14 protein-coding genes are annotated in these 17205 nt (G+C 49.8%); 8 read left to right on the top strand and 6 right to left on the bottom strand.

Features of this window, described 5'->3' with window-relative positions; translation table 11 throughout:
* Positions 1 to 568: 568 nt before the first annotated feature.
* On the top strand, positions 569 to 1696 hold the full coding sequence (locus tag ACN0YR_RS03610) for an acyltransferase family protein (protein WP_417847827.1): 1128 nt from the start codon (positions 569 to 571) through the stop codon (positions 1694 to 1696).
* 160 nt (positions 1697 to 1856) lie between these two features.
* Positions 1857 to 2411: a transposase gene (locus ACN0YR_RS03605; RefSeq protein ID WP_417847826.1), complete on the top strand. Its 555-nt coding sequence runs from the start codon at positions 1857 to 1859 to the stop codon at positions 2409 to 2411.
* Positions 2412 to 3733: 1322 nt separating this feature from the next.
* Here the strand turns inward: ACN0YR_RS03605 and metK are convergent.
* Both metK and rpsT read right to left on the bottom strand, forming a co-directional pair.
* On the bottom strand, positions 3734 to 4876 hold the full coding sequence (metK, locus tag ACN0YR_RS03600; protein ID WP_417847825.1) for a methionine adenosyltransferase: 1143 nt from the start codon (positions 4874 to 4876) through the stop codon (positions 3734 to 3736).
* Between the two features lie 377 nt (positions 4877 to 5253).
* A complete protein-coding gene (rpsT, locus tag ACN0YR_RS03595; RefSeq protein WP_145202300.1) occupies positions 5254 to 5523 on the bottom strand; it encodes a 30S ribosomal protein S20 in 270 nt (89 codons plus the stop codon).
* A gap of 222 nt (positions 5524 to 5745) precedes the next feature.
* On the opposite strand from rpsT, the gene ACN0YR_RS03590 reads away from it, so the two are divergent.
* The 3 genes from ACN0YR_RS03590 (at position 5746) to ACN0YR_RS03580 (ending at position 9486) form a co-directional block, all read left to right on the top strand.
* On the top strand, positions 5746 to 6657 hold the full coding sequence (locus ACN0YR_RS03590) for an alpha/beta fold hydrolase (protein ID WP_417847824.1): 912 nt from the start codon (positions 5746 to 5748) through the stop codon (positions 6655 to 6657).
* Positions 6654 to 7388, top strand: coding sequence for a PIG-L family deacetylase (locus tag ACN0YR_RS03585; protein ID WP_417847823.1), 735 nt, complete (start codon positions 6654 to 6656; stop codon positions 7386 to 7388). The genes ACN0YR_RS03590 and ACN0YR_RS03585 overlap by 4 nt, the downstream gene beginning before the upstream one ends.
* A 139-nt stretch (positions 7389 to 7527) precedes the next feature.
* Entirely contained in the window at positions 7528 to 9486 is a 1959-nt protein-coding gene (locus ACN0YR_RS03580) for a redoxin domain-containing protein (protein WP_417847822.1), read from the top strand.
* 196 nt (positions 9487 to 9682) lie between these two features.
* Here ACN0YR_RS03580 and ACN0YR_RS03575 read toward each other — a convergent pair whose 3' ends face one another.
* The 4 genes from ACN0YR_RS03575 to mgtE form a co-directional block, all read right to left on the bottom strand.
* Positions 9683 to 10222 (bottom strand): hypothetical protein, encoded by a 540-nt coding sequence (locus ACN0YR_RS03575; RefSeq protein WP_417847821.1) that lies wholly within the window; start codon positions 10220 to 10222, stop codon positions 9683 to 9685.
* Positions 10223 to 10301: 79 nt separating this feature from the next.
* On the bottom strand, positions 10302 to 11111 hold the full coding sequence (locus ACN0YR_RS03570) for a metallophosphoesterase (RefSeq protein WP_417847820.1): 810 nt from the start codon (positions 11109 to 11111) through the stop codon (positions 10302 to 10304).
* A gap of 129 nt (positions 11112 to 11240) precedes the next feature.
* Positions 11241 to 11924 (bottom strand): tetratricopeptide repeat protein, encoded by a 684-nt coding sequence (locus tag ACN0YR_RS03565; RefSeq protein WP_417847819.1) that lies wholly within the window; start codon positions 11922 to 11924, stop codon positions 11241 to 11243.
* Between the two features lie 105 nt (positions 11925 to 12029).
* On the bottom strand, positions 12030 to 13355 hold the full coding sequence (gene mgtE, locus ACN0YR_RS03560; RefSeq protein WP_417847818.1) for a magnesium transporter: 1326 nt from the start codon (positions 13353 to 13355) through the stop codon (positions 12030 to 12032).
* Positions 13356 to 13939: 584 nt separating this feature from the next.
* Here mgtE and rpsL point away from each other — a divergent pair.
* The 3 genes from rpsL (at position 13940) to fusA (ending at position 17150) form a co-directional block, all read left to right on the top strand.
* On the top strand, positions 13940 to 14311 hold the full coding sequence (gene rpsL / locus ACN0YR_RS03555) for a 30S ribosomal protein S12 (RefSeq protein WP_145202325.1): 372 nt from the start codon (positions 13940 to 13942) through the stop codon (positions 14309 to 14311).
* 122 nt (positions 14312 to 14433) lie between these two features.
* Positions 14434 to 14907 carry a 30S ribosomal protein S7 gene (rpsG, locus tag ACN0YR_RS03550; RefSeq protein WP_417847817.1) on the top strand — a complete coding sequence of 158 codons (474 nt, stop codon included), beginning with the start codon at positions 14434 to 14436 and terminating at the stop codon, positions 14905 to 14907.
* A gap of 167 nt (positions 14908 to 15074) precedes the next feature.
* Positions 15075 to 17150 carry an elongation factor G gene (fusA, locus tag ACN0YR_RS03545; RefSeq protein WP_417847816.1) on the top strand — a complete coding sequence of 692 codons (2076 nt, stop codon included), beginning with the start codon at positions 15075 to 15077 and terminating at the stop codon, positions 17148 to 17150.
* Positions 17151 to 17205: the final 55 nt, after the last annotated feature.

Below are 17205 nucleotides of genomic sequence, written 5' to 3'. Positions count from 1 at the left end.
ATTGCGATCTTGACAATGAAAAGAAAGGTTGGAAAGCTTCAGCGAACGCTATGGCGGTGGGGCTTTCGGGGCGAGTCTCACAGCAATGGATTACTCGGTACAATGCTGAAAGTTTTGCCGGTTAGAAGAACCGTAGAGGTCAGTCAAAATCCGGAATTTCCACTTACCCGCCGAGCAAGCCAAAACCTTGCATGAACGAGTCACTACTGAAGTATCCGTGCTTACCAGGATTATCACAAGATAGAAGACGTAGGTATAAAAATCTGCCAGCAAGCGGCCCTGAACGAAGACATCAAGAGGTCTATCAGCTCCGCGTCTACAACGAAAGCGATGATTCAGGTTGAATGCGTACAAATCAATATTCAAATAGGGAAAATTACATGAACATGGCCGTTTCCTCTTTATTTCACATGGAATATGATTCGTTAATTCGCATCGAGTTACAAGCAACTTTCATTATGAGAAATCTGACACTGGACCTTGGCTGCTGAACGACAAGTATCTCAGCGTTCATGTACGAAGTGATGTGTGATTGTGTTAACGAGTTATCTTCGAGAAAGCCCCTCCCATGCGATTCTTTCTACTCGATCCGCTTCGTGGACTTGCCGCTTTGTGGGTCTTCGCGTTCCATTTCCACTTCTCTGAGAGTTTCCAAGAGGCCTGGCCACACCTTCACAATTTTTTTAAACGTGGTGATCTTGGAGTCCCGATGTTCTTCGTCATCTCGGGATTTTGTATCACTGCGTCAGCGAGAAGCACAATCCGGAAAAGTGAAGGTACCGCAAATTTTCTGTGGAGACGATTTAGACGCATCTACCCACCTTTCTGGTTTTCAATTGCCGTTGTTGCCGCCCTCCCTTTCTGCATAGAAATTTTAAGTGCGTTAAAGACAGGAATTTACCATGCCCCTACATCAAAAAACAACATTAACTATGGCTTCTTGAAATACGACATCTTTGAATGGATGCGTTTAGCTACTCTCACCCAAGCTTTATGGCCGGTAGAAAACGTAAGAAGCCTCCAAGAAAAGTTCACAAGTATTAATGCGGTTTATTGGACTTTAGCTATCGAAGTTCAATTTTACTGTATCGTCGCGATTGCATTAAATTTGTCTCGAAAGCGGTTCTATTGGACATTGGCTTTCATTACAGCAATATGTCTTCCATTTTCAATAATGGATCTACTGCTTGCGTCTGGACTGTTTATCCCATTCTGGCCAATGTTCGCAGTAGGGGGCTTTCTTTTTTTTGTGCTAGACCGAGGATGGTCGCTGGATAACGACAATTTCAGACCCTCGAAGTTTGCGTCAGTGATCGCCGTTTTCATCCTTATCACTGGGATCATGTCTTTCATGATTGCGGCATCAAGAGGCTTTAACCCATCTTGGTTGTCTTTTTCTGCATTCTTCGCAATTTGCATGTGGTTGGTTAAACCTCAAGACAAGTGGTTTAATCACATGGTAGACAATAGACATTTAAAGTACTTCATAATACCATTCATCACGCTAGGAGCGATGTCATACAGCGCTTACCTTCTTCACGGAAAACTTCAATTCCTAACAGCCCAACTCGCAAGGCAAGTATTAGAAGTCGACAGTATAAAATACGACGTATCTGTGATTGTATCAACTCTTATTTTATGCTATCCTTTCTACGTCTATTGTGAATCACCTTTCTTTAAATCTAAACCTTCGTAGACACGACATCACACCTCTCACGTTCAACCGGTTCGCCTGGCTGTGGAGGTGATTTGCGAAGCGGATATCTCCGAAAGGAGATATTATTGAAAGTTGACGGGGCGGCAAAAATCCGGATGGTTGGGGTCGCGTGGATTTATTTCCGCTCTAAACTCGCAGCATGCTAACTCTACGCGACCATCACAGCGGCGATCTGTTCGATCCTCAGGAATACCTCGGGCTCAAGCGAAGGCGTCTTCCTGATAGGAGTTGGTCCGGAGTTTTTAAGGACTATTTGCTGAAGCAGCTTCCCGTCCGCAAACTTGCTACCAAATTTCACGATAATTTTGGGCGTCCGACGAAGGATCTCCACGTCGCGCTGGGTGCGTTGATTCTTCAGCAACTCCATGATTTCACCGATCAGCAAACCACCGAAGCAATCACGTTGAATATCGTCTGGAATTATGCTTTGGATACCAGACAAGACTCTGATGCCTACCTCTGCGAACGAACGCTTCGCAACTATCGCAAGAAAGTGCTGAATGCTGGCCTTGATCAAGTTCTTTTCCGTACGCTGACAGACAAACTCATTGAGGAGATCGGCGTCGACATAAGCAAGCAACGTCTTGATTCCACAGCGGTGCGATCAGCCATTCGTGGATTAACGAGACTGGAAATTTTGGTCCAGGCAACGACTAAGTTTCTTCGAGAACTCAAACGAATGCATCCTGAGTAATATTTATTGGTCGAGCAAGAAGTCATTCGCAAGCATGTCACGCGAACAGGTAACGGTTGCTTTGGCGACACACGGCCGAGAGAGTCAAGAAAGCGGATCATGAAAGCTGCCGAAGATGTCTTTAAGCTCATCGGGCTCTTTCAAAAAGCGGAATGTTCGAATTTGGAAAGCTTCCAGTTGTTGCTGCAACTCTTTCACGAGCAGTCTGAGGTTTCTGGTTCCGGTGAAGCGCCCGCCACTGTACGACCACCAATTAAGACGGAATGTGATGGCGTGATCATCCCGCTGATCCTGATGCTCGCTACAACAAACATCGTGACACAGGCTATCTCGTGCAGATCATGGAAACGTACGAAGAAGATTCAGAGAAACCGGACGCCTCAAACACGCCAAACCTGATCTAATCACTCACCTGGCTGTCGATCCGTTAACGATGCATGAAAAAGCCGCTCTGTCTCCTGCATTCGATGACACTGAGCAAAGTGGTATCAAGCCGTAGAAACTTCTTGCCACTCGCACTATGGATCGACCGAGTGCATCGAAAACGGACGTGAGCGCGATGTTGAAACCGTCTCTCCGGCGCAGACGCCCAAGGGAAAGCTGCAGGGCAAGTTCACACTTGAAGACTTTGAGGCCGATAACAACGGATGCACCAGCTGCTGTCCCACTGGACAGCAGCCATCAGAGACAAGCGCCACTGGAGTTCGTCTCCAGGTGATTTTTTCGAAGGAGATATATGAACGCTGTCCTCACAAGGATCGGCGCCCAGCATCATCAGTAGGACGTAGTTCAGCACGCTACCAATACACACACGACCGCATCCGTCTTCGACTACGCAGATTAAGGGGAAGAGGGAACGAATTTCGCGACCGCTATCGATGGTGGGCTGGAGTCGAAGCAACCATGTCACGATTCAAATACCAGATGGGCATGGCCCGATTGTGAGTTCGACGAATGGGGAACATCACCTATGTGGCAACCTTGCGCGCTCTCGGTCTGAACATCCGTCGTGTTGCCACCTATCGCTCGGCGGCTGGGTAGAATAGGTCGTTTGCGCGAGCATCCGCCAGCTACACAGTCTCATCACGCTTCTCAGCGTCCAACTGTGCAACGATGGAGTCGAAAATCGCGTGAGAGAAATCCGCAGCCAAAAGATTTCCACACAAGCCAAGACTTCCTTTTTGCCGTCCCGTCAACTTTTGACAAACACTCTCCTGAAGTCAGAGAATTTTCTTTGGGCACTGAATGGGCTGCGCGTAAAAAAACAGCGCACTTTTGAGAGTGTGCTGTTTTGAAACTTAATGGCGTCCGGTGTTCTGAGATTAACCGACTGCGCTTTTGAGAGCTTCTGCCTTGTCGGTGTTTTCCCAAGTGAAGGCGTCTCCGGTTCGACCGAAGTGGCCGCCGTGGGCGGTTTCGCGGAAGATAGGGCGGCGGAGCTGAAGGTGTTCGATGATTCCCTTTGGATTGAGCGGGAAGACTTCGCGAACGGCTGCTTCCAGCTTGGATTCATCGACGGTTGATGTCCCGTTGGTATCAACTCGAATACTCACAGGATCAGCGACACCAATTGCGTAGGCAAGCTGAACTTCACATTCGCTGGCCAATCCGGAAGCGACGATGTTCTTGGCAACATAGCGAGCCATGTAAGCTGCTGATCGGTCGACTTTGGTCGAGTCTTTCCCACTGAAAGCACCTCCACCGTGTCGTCCCCAGCCGCCGTAAGTATCGACGATAATTTTTCGTCCGGTCAATCCGCAGTCGCCATGAGGGCCACCGATGATAAACTGACCGGTTGGGTTCACGTGGTATTGCGTCTTGTCGCTGAGAAGCTCAGCTGGAACGGTCGCTGACAGGACGTTCTCGCGAACATATTCTTCGATCTGTTTTTGATTCACTGTATCACGGTGCTGTGTTGACAAAACAACAGCTGTGATGCCGACAGGCTTACCGTTTTCGTATTGAATTGAGACCTGACTTTTGCTGTCGGGGAGCAACCAGTCAACGTCGTTTTTCAATCGTAAATCTGCAAGGTGATTTAAAATTCGGTGCGAAATAGCAATTGGTAACGGCATAAGCTCTTCGGTTTGATCGCAGGCGTAACCGAACATCAAACCTTGGTCACCGGCACCGTCAGTATCGACACCCATCGCGATATCGGCACTTTGCTGATGCAGTCGAACAGAAACTTCGCAGGTATCGGCATTGAAGCCGATGTCGTCGCTGGTATAACCGATTTCGCGAACAGCTTTGCGAGCGACTGCTTCGTAATCAACGTCGGCACTGGTGCGAATTTCACCCGCCAGCATCAGAAAGTCGGTTGTGCAGAGAGTTTCGCAGGCACAGCGAGAATTGGGATCCTGCTCGAGCAATGCATCTAGCACGCCATCGGAAACCTGATCCGAAACTTTGTCCGGATGCCCCATGCTGACCGATTCGCTAGTGAAGATGAAATTATTTGCCATGGGTCGAAGATCCTTTTGAAGTCCAAATGTCCTTTGGGGAATATCAGCTTGGTTCGCCCTCCTCGACGTGAGACAGTGCCACTTGGGAGGGAGAATCCTGTCCGTTCACAATGACGGTGACAGGGGGGATAGATTCGCAATTCAAATGATTTCGCGAAGTAAAACCTCGAGAACACTGCGATATTAACCACGTCGAAACGGGAAAACTACCCTGTTGAATTCAATAGCATCGGCGAACGAGCAATTGAAGCAGGGTGAGAGATTTCCCGACGATTGGGAAACGAAAAAGACGACTCTGAGAGAGTCGTCTTTCGATAACAATAGATCATCACGATCACTGAGCGGGTTACCACTGCGGGATCATACCACTGAGTGGACTATGACGATTGACTCTTCTTCTTCAGCGAAGAGAGTCGTGATTTCGTGCGAGCTGCAACGTTTTTGTGAATCAGCCCTTTAGAAGCTGCCTGATCGAGCTTCTTTACCGCGAGGCGAAATGCGGACTCCGCAGCAGCCTGATCATCAGCGGTCACTGCTTCGCGAGCCTTTTTGAGGACAGTCCGTAACGCAGCGCGTTGCGGCTTTTTAGCAAGACGACGTTTCTCGCTTTGGCGAAGAGCTTTTTTTGCGTTGGGTGAGTTCGGCATAATTGATTTAGTAGAAGTACAAACTCAATGAGTGGCAATCCTGATGCAGTTCCACCGCAGTTCAGGCCAAACAGGCATCATAGCGACAGGAATCGACTCCTTCCAGAGAAAATCGACTCCCGATTGCGAAATTTCTGATTCCGAGGCTTCCCACTCATTGTTTTTGATTACAATAACAGACAACTATCCAATTGCCTGAGAATTTTGCCTGTCGCATTTCACATGTCAGACCAACCATCAAGCGAAGTTGCTCCCATAGAGGAACAGCGGGAACCGTGCCCTACTCCGCTCGAATCTCAAGATATCGTCCGTTCCTTCCAGGAAGAAATGCGACAAGGGCCGGTTGCTTTTGAAGGGGGAACAATCACTGCGACCCAATTCGGGAGCGGGCCACCTCTGATCTTTCTTCCCGGAACTCTCGGAACACCAAGGCTTTACGCACTCACTGCCTGGCTACTTAGAAATGATCGACAATGCTGGCTGCTCGATCACCCAAATTTCGACAAAAATCCGCCCGAGAGTAAGTTGGTCGCCAAAACGGCATTCGCTTATGCGAGTGTCTTAACAGAGCTGTTTGGTGGGCCTGTCGACATTTATGCATCAACATTCACAGTTCCAATTTGTCTGCGAATGATGTCTTCGACTCCGAATGTCGTCAAGAAGGCAGCCTTACAAAGTGGTTGGATGGAAGGGACCTTAACAACTGCGGAGCGACTCCTGCTGAAAATCGGGAAACGTCTCCCCGTAACAATGCGGCGAGTTCCGGGCTGGGTTTCGACGCAAATCCAGAATCACCGTCCCTGGTTTCCACCCTTTGATAAGACAAGATTCAGCTTCCTGCTTGGTGAGACGTACCAGACGAACGTTTCCGATGCCTCACGAAGAATGCTGGCATCAACGCATACCGATCTACGAGATCGCGTCAAAGAGATCCCACACGAGATCCTCATCCTGAGAACCGAGGGCGACGGACAATATATTACAGACCAACAAGAGTGGCTGGAAAAGCAGTTGCCCAACTCCCAAGTCTCCTGGATGCACACCTCTGGACATTACCCCTACTTGACTCACCCACACCGCCTGGTGAAATCGCTGCGTGAGTTCTTTGAGATCCCGAAATCAGAAACAGTATGACCGATCAAGAATTGCCAGAACCATTGGATGTCATCGCAGTAGGTGCCCATCCTGATGATGTTGAAATCGCGATTGGCGGGACACTTGCCAGCCTCGTCAAGCAGGGTTACCGCGTTGGAATTGTCGACTTAACTGATGGTGAACCGACTCCGTTGAGCCCCGGCCCGGAGGTTCGAGCGCAGGAAGCCCTGGCTGCGGCAGAAATTCTGGGCGTACAAGTTCGCGAACAACTGGATCTCCCTAATCGCCGCCTATTTGATAATTACGAATCACGAGTGGCACTCGCCAAAGTGTTTCGACGCTATCGCCCATCGGTTGTCTTGGGAATCGCTGACAAAACTCCAATGGCCTCGCCTGATCACTGGCAAGCCATGCAAATCACCGACGCCGGGGTCTTTTACTCCCGCCTGACGAAGTGGGACGACGAATTCGACAATCTGCCGGTTCACACTGTAAAACAATTATTGTGGTATCCGCTCGGCTTTGGATCACTGAAATCTGCGGACCAACCGGGGGCCTTTGTGACAGACATTTCTGGTTGTCTGGAGCAAAAAATGGCAGCGATTCGAGCTTACAAAACTCAGTTTCCGCCTGAAAAGAAACGTGTTTTCACTCTCGTCGAGAGTCAAGCCCGCTTATTGGGACAAACCCACAATATTGAGGCAGGCGAACTTCTGATTTCACCGAAGCCAAATGTCGTCAAGGACCTGGTTCAAACATTCGGTCTTTGAGAGCTTTGAGAAACGTGACGACTCCGGGGAAAACGTGAGTCACAAGAGTTGAAACCTGTTCGCGAGAAACGGGGTACATAGCCGTAAACCACTGGTGCTAACGAAGGTGCTTACTGAGATGCGTGAAAAACTGTCACGAATGTCCTTTTCGACAATCCTTGCCACAATTACGGCTTACTGCATCATGACCTGCAGCCCAGCATTAGCAGGGGTGGGCGATGTCATCAGCGAATTTGAACTCAATGATTTCCAGGGCAAGAAATACGCTCTCTCCGACTTTGACGAGTCGCAACTCGTGGTTCTCGCATTCATCGGAACGGATTGCCCTTTGGCAAAACTGTATGCCGGTCGACTGGAGCAACTTTCGCAACAATACGACAAAGACCAACTCACCATCATCGCGGTTGATTCACTCATCCAAGATTCCATATCGGAAATCGCTGCGTGGGCAAGAGAGCATAAGCTCACCTATCCAGTCCTTAAAGATCCGGCTCAAACCCTCGCCGATGCAGCCGGAGCACAGCGAACTCCACAGGTCTTCCTGCTTGATCAAAGCCGAGCCATCCGGTACGAGGGGCGCATCGATGATCAATACGTCATCGGCATTGTCCGCGACAAACCGACTCGTACCGACTTGAAAATTGCGATTGATGAGCTACTCGCCGGGAAGCAGGTTTCCGTCAAGCAAACTCAACCACTGGGTTGTTTAATTGCTCGAGCAGAGAAACCAAACGAAAACAGCTCGGTCACTTACTCAAATCAGATCGTGAGAATCTTTCAGAAAAATTGCGTGAGTTGTCACCGTGAAGGTGAAGTTGCCCCGTTCTCACTTGAGACTTACGAAGATGTCCTCGGCTGGGGACCGATGATTGAAGAAGTCGTCCGCGAAAAACGAATGCCTCCCTGGCACGCAGATCCGAAACATGGAAAGTTTGCCAACGACACCAGCTTGACGACACAAGAAAAAAAACTCATCTACGAATGGGTCAAGAACGGATCTCCACAAGGAAACCCAGCTTACTTGCCGAAACCAGTTGAGTATGTGACTGGCTGGCAACTTCCGAAAGAACCGGACGTTGTCTTTGAAATGGCAGACAAGCCATTCAAGGTCGCTGCCGATGCGGGTCCCCGAGGAATTCCGTATCAGCGCTTCTGGGTCGACCCGAAGTTCACAGAAGACAAATGGGTTGTCGCCGCTGAAGCCAAACCGGGCAACAGTTCTGTCGTCCATCATATTATTGTTTATGTCCACCCGAAGGGGATGAACACTCGTGAGCACGAATTCTTCTGTGCTTACGTCCCGGGGTTAAGAATAGAAAACTACCAAGAAGGAATTGCCAAGAAAATCCCAGCCGGCTCAGCCTTACGTTTCGAGATGCACTACACACCCGTGGGGACCGAGCAGGAAGACATCAGCACTGTCGGTTTCATATTCACAGAGCCGGAAAAAGTGACTCACAAGATTGTCACAATGCACGCGGGGAATGCTTCCTTCGAACTGAAACCATTCAAGTCTGATCAGGTGGTCACAGCACGTTCAGGTGAGAGCCCCGGAAACTTGAAGCTGCTTTCAATGTCTCCACACATGCACCTGCGAGGACAGTCCTTCAAGTATGAAGCTCTGTTCCCGGACGGCACACGTGAAGTCCTGCTAGACGTACCAAATTATGACTTCAACTGGCAAACACTTTACATCCTCGATGAGCCTCGCGAGATGCCGAAAGGAACACGACTACTCTGCACCGCCAAGTTCGACAACAGCGAAGACAACCTCGCCAACCCTGACCCATCTGCCACAGTTCGCTGGGGTGATCAGTCATGGGACGAGATGATGTTGGGCTATTACGATGTCCTTTTGCCCGTAGTCCCCGAAGAGGAAGAGGATGCAAAAAACGTCCCGGCAAACTTGCTCAATGTTGATGTCATTTTGAAACTTGTCGACAAAGATGGTGACAAAAGTATCTCCCCTAAAGAGGCTGAATCCCACCCGCTGATCAACAAGTCTTTCAAGAAAATGGATCTCAACCAGGATGGAGCAATCTCAGAAGACGAGCTGGATAAAGTGATTCAGCACCTGAAGCAGCAGCGAAAAAGCTGAGCCGAATCCATTTTCAATCCCGCAATCATCGCGTAACGATGAAGTTCTGCCTCGTGGCGAACACCATTTTTCTTGGAGAAATGCGTTCTTCACGGGCACATGGTAGAGCAAACTACTCTAGAACCAGTCCGGAAACTTGTGGAATGGTGGCTTTTCTCAGTGTTTGAGAGCACAAGTTCAGGTTTCAGGATCAGTTCTAGAAAAAGAAGAAGTAGACCCAGGGCCAAATCACAGCGATGACGAAGAGCATGAACAGTGAGAAGATTGCGGGAACGCTGTCGTGCAGTCCAACCATGCAGTTCGTAAAGATTCCAAGTGCGATTATCGCAGCAAGGAGTGACACACCCATTCCAACAATGCTTTTAAAGAATCGGTCCCCCCACCACATTGCTCCATTCGAAAAAGCGATCTCTCGCTTCGCCCTTTCTCGATCTGTTCGGTCAAGCAGTTGCTCTGGTCTGGTTGCCTGTACTTGTTCCGGCTGAGGTGCGTTAGATTCTTGCAGAGGCTGGCGTGAATTCTGTTGAGCAATGTCAGGAGAGCCGGAACCTTCTTCGGGCACGATATTCTCTTCCGAGACCGAACTTCCGAAGTTGACGTAAACATACTTTACGGCAGAGTAAAATCCGTAGCCGACTCCCCCAATCACCAGCATCACGAGGAGAACCACGAGAGGGTTCGGCTCATCAGACCGCTTGGGAAGCATCTCGTACGGTATTTGTCGAAGCTCGGTCATTGACCCCACCCTGATGTGAGATATTGCGAAAATCCCGGAAACCTACTTTCGCTCACATCAGCACGAACTGCAAGAGTTGCTACCTGCGGTGTATTGGCGAAAGGTTCAGATCGCTCATCATGCTGTTCGGTTTCCAAAGCGGCTCATTCGCTTCTTCTGGATTTGAGAAAATAATCTGATTCTCCGGAAGCAGCACGCAACTCATGCTTCCGCCTGTTCCACCAGTGGTGTCGACAAGAATCCTTGAGCGTGCGAACACGACCTGCGGGACGTAAGCATGTCCAGAAACGACAACCTGATGGCAATCCTCAGGAGGATCCTGAAACGGAAGTCGTTTCGAGCAAAGCCAACTCGGACGATTCAATGAGAAATCACGAGCTGCCAGAATTCGCCTTTGAGTTTCAAACGGTGATTTCGTTTCGAGACCTGAGTGGACAAAATAGTACTCGGGGTGTTCTACGGCCCAGGGAAGATTTTCGAGCAACGCTAAGTGCTCATCTGGCATCGCCTCACGGAGCTTCTCGATTTCCCCAAATGGAACATGATAGCTTTCGAAGGTTTGATGCGAACCGTAGTGATCCAGCCAGCGACTCGCCCAATTGTTTTCATCGGCAGCTTCATGAATCCCCAGCGAACCACTCATTGCGAGTTCGTGGTTCCCTGAAATCACAACCGTTTGCGGGTGCTCTGCAATATTCGACAAGACGAGATCGATCACCCCTTTGGTATCGGGACCTCGATCGACAAGATCGCCAATAAAGACGATCCAACGACGCTGATAGTCTTCGCGCTTCCGCAATCGATCCAGAATTCGCTTCAGCTTCTCGACCTGGCCATGGACGTCACCAATCACCGCAACCGGACCACTGATGCTCGTTTCAAACTTCACAATCTTCTTTCTTTGAATGCAATTTCGACACGGACCGCGAGCAGGAACACCGCTGGCTGGGACTCGTCATAACAAGTCTCGCGGAAGGTCGCTTCAAGCACTGGAGAGTCATCAACTCTGAGCGAAACTTTACGGACGAGTAATGTTGCCGCTCAGTTTGACTTTGATTTTCCCGGTACATTTGGCTTGAGGAGGAGTATTGACTCGCACAAACAGAATACCGCTTTCAGATGGCTTCAGCTCTTTCGCATCACCAAGTAGAAACGGGACTGGCGGTTTCTGATTCCGCTTTCGCGTCGCAGGGGCGATCATTCCAATGAGCGCTCCTGTAGGAACGCTGGAAATGAGATCTTGAGCCGCATCCTTTTGTACGTACCCCTTGGGGCCAAGTTCTTCGTTAACCATCAGTCGATAAGAACCTGTCGCTTCGACACGGATGGGCTGATCCTTCGTGACCATCACTCCGGCATTCGTCCAGCCACGTGAAACATCCAGGTCAATCGTTGTCGACTTTCTGTCAAAGACTTCGTTCTCAAACTCTGTCAACTTCGACTTCACACTTTCGGAATTCGGTTTGATTTTCAGAATGGACTGCAACATCTCCTTGGCCCGCTCAACATCGCCAGCCTTTTCATAGTCGGTGGCGAGTTCGACCAGACTCTTCAAGAAGTCCTGTTCAACTTTTGCAGCCTTGGAATCAAGAGACTTAATCTCCGCCGGAGAGGGTCGAGTACCTTGAGCCCATAACGGAGTTGCTGTTGCAGCGATCACGAGCAGGCTTACAAACCCGTTTTGAATTCGAGTGCGAAACATAAGAAACTCCCATCCCTTGAGGCATTGATTTCGGTCATGACATTTCAACTGAGCCAATTCGATTCAACTGAAAACGATACAATAAGTCTAGTGGCTTCTTCAATTTTAGAAAATCAGATGAACCGCAAAGCTCGCTGTCGTGTAGTAAATCACCACTCCAAACATATCACTTAAGGCGGCGATGAGGGGGGTCGACATAAACGCCGGATCGAGCCCCAAGCGTTTCAGCCCCAAGGGGAGCATGGCCCCCGTGATGGTCCCCACCGACACGACACAAAACACCGTCAACATCACCACGACTGAAGCTTGAGTCCCGACCATTAACTGTGCAAGGAATAATGAGAGAATCGCCAGCACAGAACCGAGCAAGGCTCCGATGCGAATTTCTCTCCAGGCGATCCACGGGACTCGTCCTTTTGTCTCATCGAGCGCAAGAGCACGAATGACCAATGTCGCAGACTGTGACCCGGCATTCCCCCCACTTGCGAGAACCATCGGAAGAAACAAAACCATCCATGAGTCAGACTCTGACGGTCCGACTAATTGCAAAACTCTCGCAGTCAGAGAAGCTGCTCCAAGCAGAATAATGAGCCAGACCCCCCGTTTTCTGGCAAGTTCAAAGAATGGAGTAGCAACATACCCATCTTCGAGTGGCTGAACCGCACCCAGCATGTGTGCATCTTCAGTGGCTTCCTCTTCCATGACGTCGGCCGCGTCATCGTGAGTGACGATCCCGACGAGACGGTTCTGGTTGTCGACAACGGGAATCGCGATGAAGTCGTACCGGGCAATCTCCTGAGCAACGACTTCTTGATCCTCATCGACACGCACCGAGATGACATCTCGCTGCATGATGTCCCCGAGTTTTGTATTCGGCTTTTCGAGGATCAATTTCCGGAGCGAAAGAAAGCCTTGCAGGTGCCGACCTTCATCTGTGACATAGACGTAGTAGATCGTCTCTCGACTCGGCGCCTGAACACGTAATCGATCAAGAGCCTCTTTGACAGTAATCTCTACCGGGAGCGAAGCATACTCCGTAGTCATGATCGATCCGGCACTGTCTTCCGGATAAGAAAGCAACTTGCGAATGTCGCTCCGCTCCGCCTGGGCGACTAACCGCAGCACACTCTCGACATGTTCAGGATCGAGCCGCTCCAACAAGTCGACACGGTCATCGGGCGACATATCCTCGATGATTTGTGAGAGGGCCTGAGTGCCGATCAGGTCAACAAGCTGGACTTGAAAGTGGATCGAGAAGAAAGGAAAAACTTCGGCCTGAATTTCTGGCGGTGCATGCTTCAGGACTTCCCAGGCTTCTGAGGCTCCCAGCTCATCGAGCATTTCTGCAACAACACCGGGAAAGAGTGCTTCGCAGAACTCGCGCAACCCTTGCTCGTCCTTCTCCTGAATCATCTGGAGCAGGTCAGGCATTAATAACGAGTGAAATATCGATGAAACCATGCTCATTCGAATGAATTGAGGTTCAAGATGTGTGAGAAAAGCGAGCACAAAGCCAGTTTTGAGAGATTTTAGCAGAGTGAGACGGAATCAGCGATGTGACAACCGATGAAACAACGCAGAGCACCAGGAGTGAGCCACATGAGACAGATTCTGAATGAAGGGACCTGTAATATTGGCAAGGAGCGTGATCGCATCCGTTCCAGACCTCCAAAGATCTAGTGGAACTCTGGAGAAGAGGATTCGTGTCGACTTGACCATTGGAATCCTGCTAGTTAAAGTTCGCGATTCCACTGACGCAGGGACTTTTGCGCAGATGTCATTATTGGCAACGTCGATCTTCCAAGATTGACGGAACCCGTTTGAAGCAAAGCAATTGGGAACATTGAAAGCGATTCGTGATGATACACGATCACTTTCATGGGAACGGTTATTGTTCGTTGCTGTTCCAAAAAAACAGATGAAATACTGAAGTGTCAGCGAGTATTTTTGAGATTTTCGTTACCAAGCACGGGTAACGGCTCAGCGTTATGAAATTCAAAACTGCGAATTGATTCATGCCTACAATTAATCAGTTAGTTCGAAAACCGCGGAAAAAACTGACTTCCAAGTCGAAAACCCCTTTGCTTGAGGGCTCCCCTCAGCGACGTGGTGTCTGTTTGCATGTGCGAACAATGACACCTAAGAAGCCGAACTCTGCTCTGCGAAAAATCGCACGTGTTCGTCTTTCGAACGGGAAAGAACTGACAGCTTACATCCCCGGGGAAGGTCACAACCTTCAAGAGCACTCCATTGTTCTTGTACGTGGTGGTCGTGTTCGCGACTTGCCGGGTGTTCGTTACAAAGTGATCCGTGGTGTCCTGGATACATTGGCAGTAAATGGTCGTAAGCAGGCACGTAGTCGCTACGGAGCGAAACGTCCTAAGTAAACTTCGGTTGTGTCGAACAACGACGAAGTTTGCCCCCAAAGACAATACCGAAAACATTGTTCATTCAAGACAATTGTTGATTACATATATTGTTGGAAATTGAGAAGTAGGTTCAGGATTCCATGGCTAAGCGGTTTACAGCGAGTCGAGATCAACTGATCGGAGACCCTAAATTCAATTCGAAACTTGTTTCGAAATTTGTCAATTGCCTCATGCGTGACGGCAAGAAGAGCATCGCTCTACGAGTGTTCTACGATGCCATGGACGAAGTGGCCAAACGCATCACTGAAGATGAGCCATTGGACGTCTTCACTCAGGCTGTCGACAACGTCAAGCCACAAATCGAAGTTCGCTCTAAACGAGTTGGTGGAGCCACCTATCAGGTTCCGACTCCAGTGAGCTCAAAACGACAACAAACACTGTCCATCCGCTGGATGCTGGAAGCTGTCCGTGGCCGCAAAGGCCGACCGACCGCTCTCTCACTGGCTGATGAAATCGTTGCTGCCTACAAAAAAGAAGGCATCTCCGTCACCAAACGCGAAAACGTGCATCGTATGGCTGACGCGAACAAAGCGTTTGCCCACTTCGCCTGGTAACACGCTCGAAGAAATCACGCCTGTCGTCCTGCAACGGATGGACAGGCTTTTTTTTTGAACTGAGTTCGAAGTCAGTTCGTTTCCAAGACGACAGAACCTCTCAAAATACCCATTTTTTAGTCCGAGAGTTGCATCACTGAACTCTCAACCTAACCAGATGATCCAAAATGCCTGGACCTATTGAAAAGCTACGAAATATCGGAATCGTCGCGCACATCGATGCAGGCAAAACGACGACCACGGAACGCATCCTTTACTACACTGGTGCGATTCACCGTATGGGGAACGTCGATGATGGAAACACTGAGACCGACTTCGACGAAGAAGAAGCAAAACGTGGGATCACAATCTACTCGGCGGCAGTGACGTGCAAATGGAAAGACTGCACAATCAACTTGATCGACACACCGGGTCACGTCGACTTCACAGCTGAAGTACAGAGAAGTTTACGAGTTCTCGATGGAGCAGTCGTCATCTTCAGTGCAGTGGAAGGTGTCGAGGCTCAATCGGAAACTGTTTGGCGGCAGGCTGACGAATACAATACTCCGCGAATGTGCTTCATCAACAAGATGGATCGCATCGGTGCTAATTTTGAACATGTCCTCGGGCAAATCCGCAAGCGTCTGCATGGCAACCCACTCCCATTATTCCTCCCAATTGGTGCCGAACACGACTTCGCAGGGATCATCGATTTAGTCAGGAACAAGGCTCTGTATTTTGACCCCGAATCACAGGGACAAAGTATTGAAGAAAAAGAAATCCCAGAAGAACTGCAGGAGATGGCTGCGGAGTATCGCCAAAAGCTGATCGAAACCGTCGCGGAACGTGACGAAGCAGCCATGGAAGAATACTTCGAGAACGGCGACCTGCCAGAGGAAACCATTCACCGACTGATTCGAGAAGCGACCCTGGCTGGCGAATTGCAACCAACATTCACAGGCTCGTCACTCGATTATATTGGCGTTCAACCGATCTTGGACGGCGTCAACCGCTACCTGCCCAGCCCGCTTGATATCCCGCCAGTTAAAGGAATTAACCCTAATCCAAAAAAAAACGAGAGCACAGAACTCGTTCGCCACGCCAAAAACGACGAACCGTTAGCGGCACTCATTTTCAAAATCGTCGCTGACAAACACGCCGACCTTTGCTTTGTTCGGGTTTACTCTGGCGTGTTGAAATCAGGGTCACGACTCCTGAACCCGCGCACAGGCAAGAAAGAGTTTTGCAGCCAAATCTGGCACATCCAAGCCGACTCACGAGAGAAGGTCGAGACCGATCTCGTCGAGGCGGGTGACATCTGCGGCATCATCGGTCCAAAAGATGTCGCCACCGGTGACACCCTTTGCCCGCAGCAACACCCCATCTTGCTGGAGTCAATTATATTTCCGGAAACGGTCATCTCGATGGCTGTTGAACCGGACACCAGCGGCGACAAGAAAAAGCTCGAAGATGCACTCGTTCGATTGAGCCGCCAAGACCCGACATTCAAAACACAAATCAGCGAAGAAACAGGCCAGACAATCATCAGCGGAATGGGCGAGTTGCACCTTGAAGTCCTCAAGGAGCGCATGCAGCGAGACTTCAACCTCAATGTCCGTGTCCACAAACCTCGCGTCTCTTACCGAGAAACCGTCACCGCAGTTGGAGAGGCTGAGGAAGAGTTCAACCGTTCGAGTCAGGGAGATACACACTTCGCCAGCGTGAAAGTCCGCATCGAACCGGGAGCAGAAGACACAAGCATTGTTGTGACATCCGAAGTCCCTCCGGGGTCCCTTCCGGGTGAGATCGACAAAATTGTTCGCGAAGCTGTTTTCGAATCAGCCCAGTCGGGCGGACTTGTTGGTTTCCCCTTGATGAAAGTTCGCATCACGATTCTCAATGTCGGATATCGAGACGGGGAAACAAACGAAGAGGCTCTTCGTTCAGCATCGGCACACGCTGTTCAGTCAGCATTGAACAACGCGACGATTTCGTTGCTTGAGCCTGTCATGAAGCTGGAAGTGGTCACCCCTTCTGAATTCGTCGGCAATATTCAGGCAGACTTGAATCAGCGTATGGCAAAGATCTTCGCCAGCGAAATCCGCGGGCACTTGACCGCCTTGCAAGCCGAAGTCTCACTCGCAAACATGTTCGGCTACTCCTCGCATGTACGTAGCTTGTCACAAGGCCGAGCATCGTTTTCAATGCAACCACTTAAGTACGACTTGGCTCCCCCGTCGGTCATGAAAGAATTCCTCGGTTAAGAACACCCGAACAGAATTGCGTTTCGCTCCAAGCTGAAAGCTTGCCTCGAAAGAG

The sequence above is a fragment of the Thalassoglobus sp. genome (assembly GCF_048270125.1).
GTDB lineage: Bacteria > Planctomycetota > Planctomycetia > Planctomycetales > Planctomycetaceae > Thalassoglobus.
The sequence above is the reverse complement of the archived record's forward strand: the minus strand, read 5'-3'. Positions and strand labels throughout refer to the sequence as shown.

Excerpts from the sequence above, each read along its gene's own strand:
- ACN0YR_RS03590 (WP_417847824.1), top strand. The coding sequence starts at position 5,746 with ATGTCAGACCAACCATCAAGCGAAGTTGCTCCCATAGAGGAACAGCGG.
- ACN0YR_RS03565 (WP_417847819.1), bottom strand. The coding sequence starts at position 11,924 with ATGTTTCGCACTCGAATTCAAAACGGGTTTGTAAGCCTGCTCGTGATC.
- rpsT (WP_145202300.1), bottom strand. The coding sequence starts at position 5,523 with ATGCCGAACTCACCCAACGCAAAAAAAGCTCTTCGCCAAAGCGAGAAA.
- ACN0YR_RS03585 (WP_417847823.1), top strand. The coding sequence starts at position 6,654 with ATGACCGATCAAGAATTGCCAGAACCATTGGATGTCATCGCAGTAGGT.
- rpsG (WP_417847817.1), top strand. The coding sequence starts at position 14,434 with ATGGCTAAGCGGTTTACAGCGAGTCGAGATCAACTGATCGGAGACCCT.
- ACN0YR_RS03610 (WP_417847827.1), top strand. The coding sequence starts at position 569 with ATGCGATTCTTTCTACTCGATCCGCTTCGTGGACTTGCCGCTTTGTGG.
- ACN0YR_RS03575 (WP_417847821.1), bottom strand. The coding sequence starts at position 10,222 with ATGACCGAGCTTCGACAAATACCGTACGAGATGCTTCCCAAGCGGTCT.
- fusA (WP_417847816.1), top strand. The coding sequence starts at position 15,075 with ATGCCTGGACCTATTGAAAAGCTACGAAATATCGGAATCGTCGCGCAC.
- ACN0YR_RS03605 (WP_417847826.1), top strand. The coding sequence starts at position 1,857 with ATGCTAACTCTACGCGACCATCACAGCGGCGATCTGTTCGATCCTCAG.
- mgtE (WP_417847818.1), bottom strand. The coding sequence starts at position 13,355 with ATGCCTGACCTGCTCCAGATGATTCAGGAGAAGGACGAGCAAGGGTTG.
- metK (WP_417847825.1), bottom strand. The coding sequence starts at position 4,876 with ATGGCAAATAATTTCATCTTCACTAGCGAATCGGTCAGCATGGGGCAT.
- ACN0YR_RS03580 (WP_417847822.1), top strand. The coding sequence starts at position 7,528 with ATGTCCTTTTCGACAATCCTTGCCACAATTACGGCTTACTGCATCATG.
- rpsL (WP_145202325.1), top strand. The coding sequence starts at position 13,940 with ATGCCTACAATTAATCAGTTAGTTCGAAAACCGCGGAAAAAACTGACT.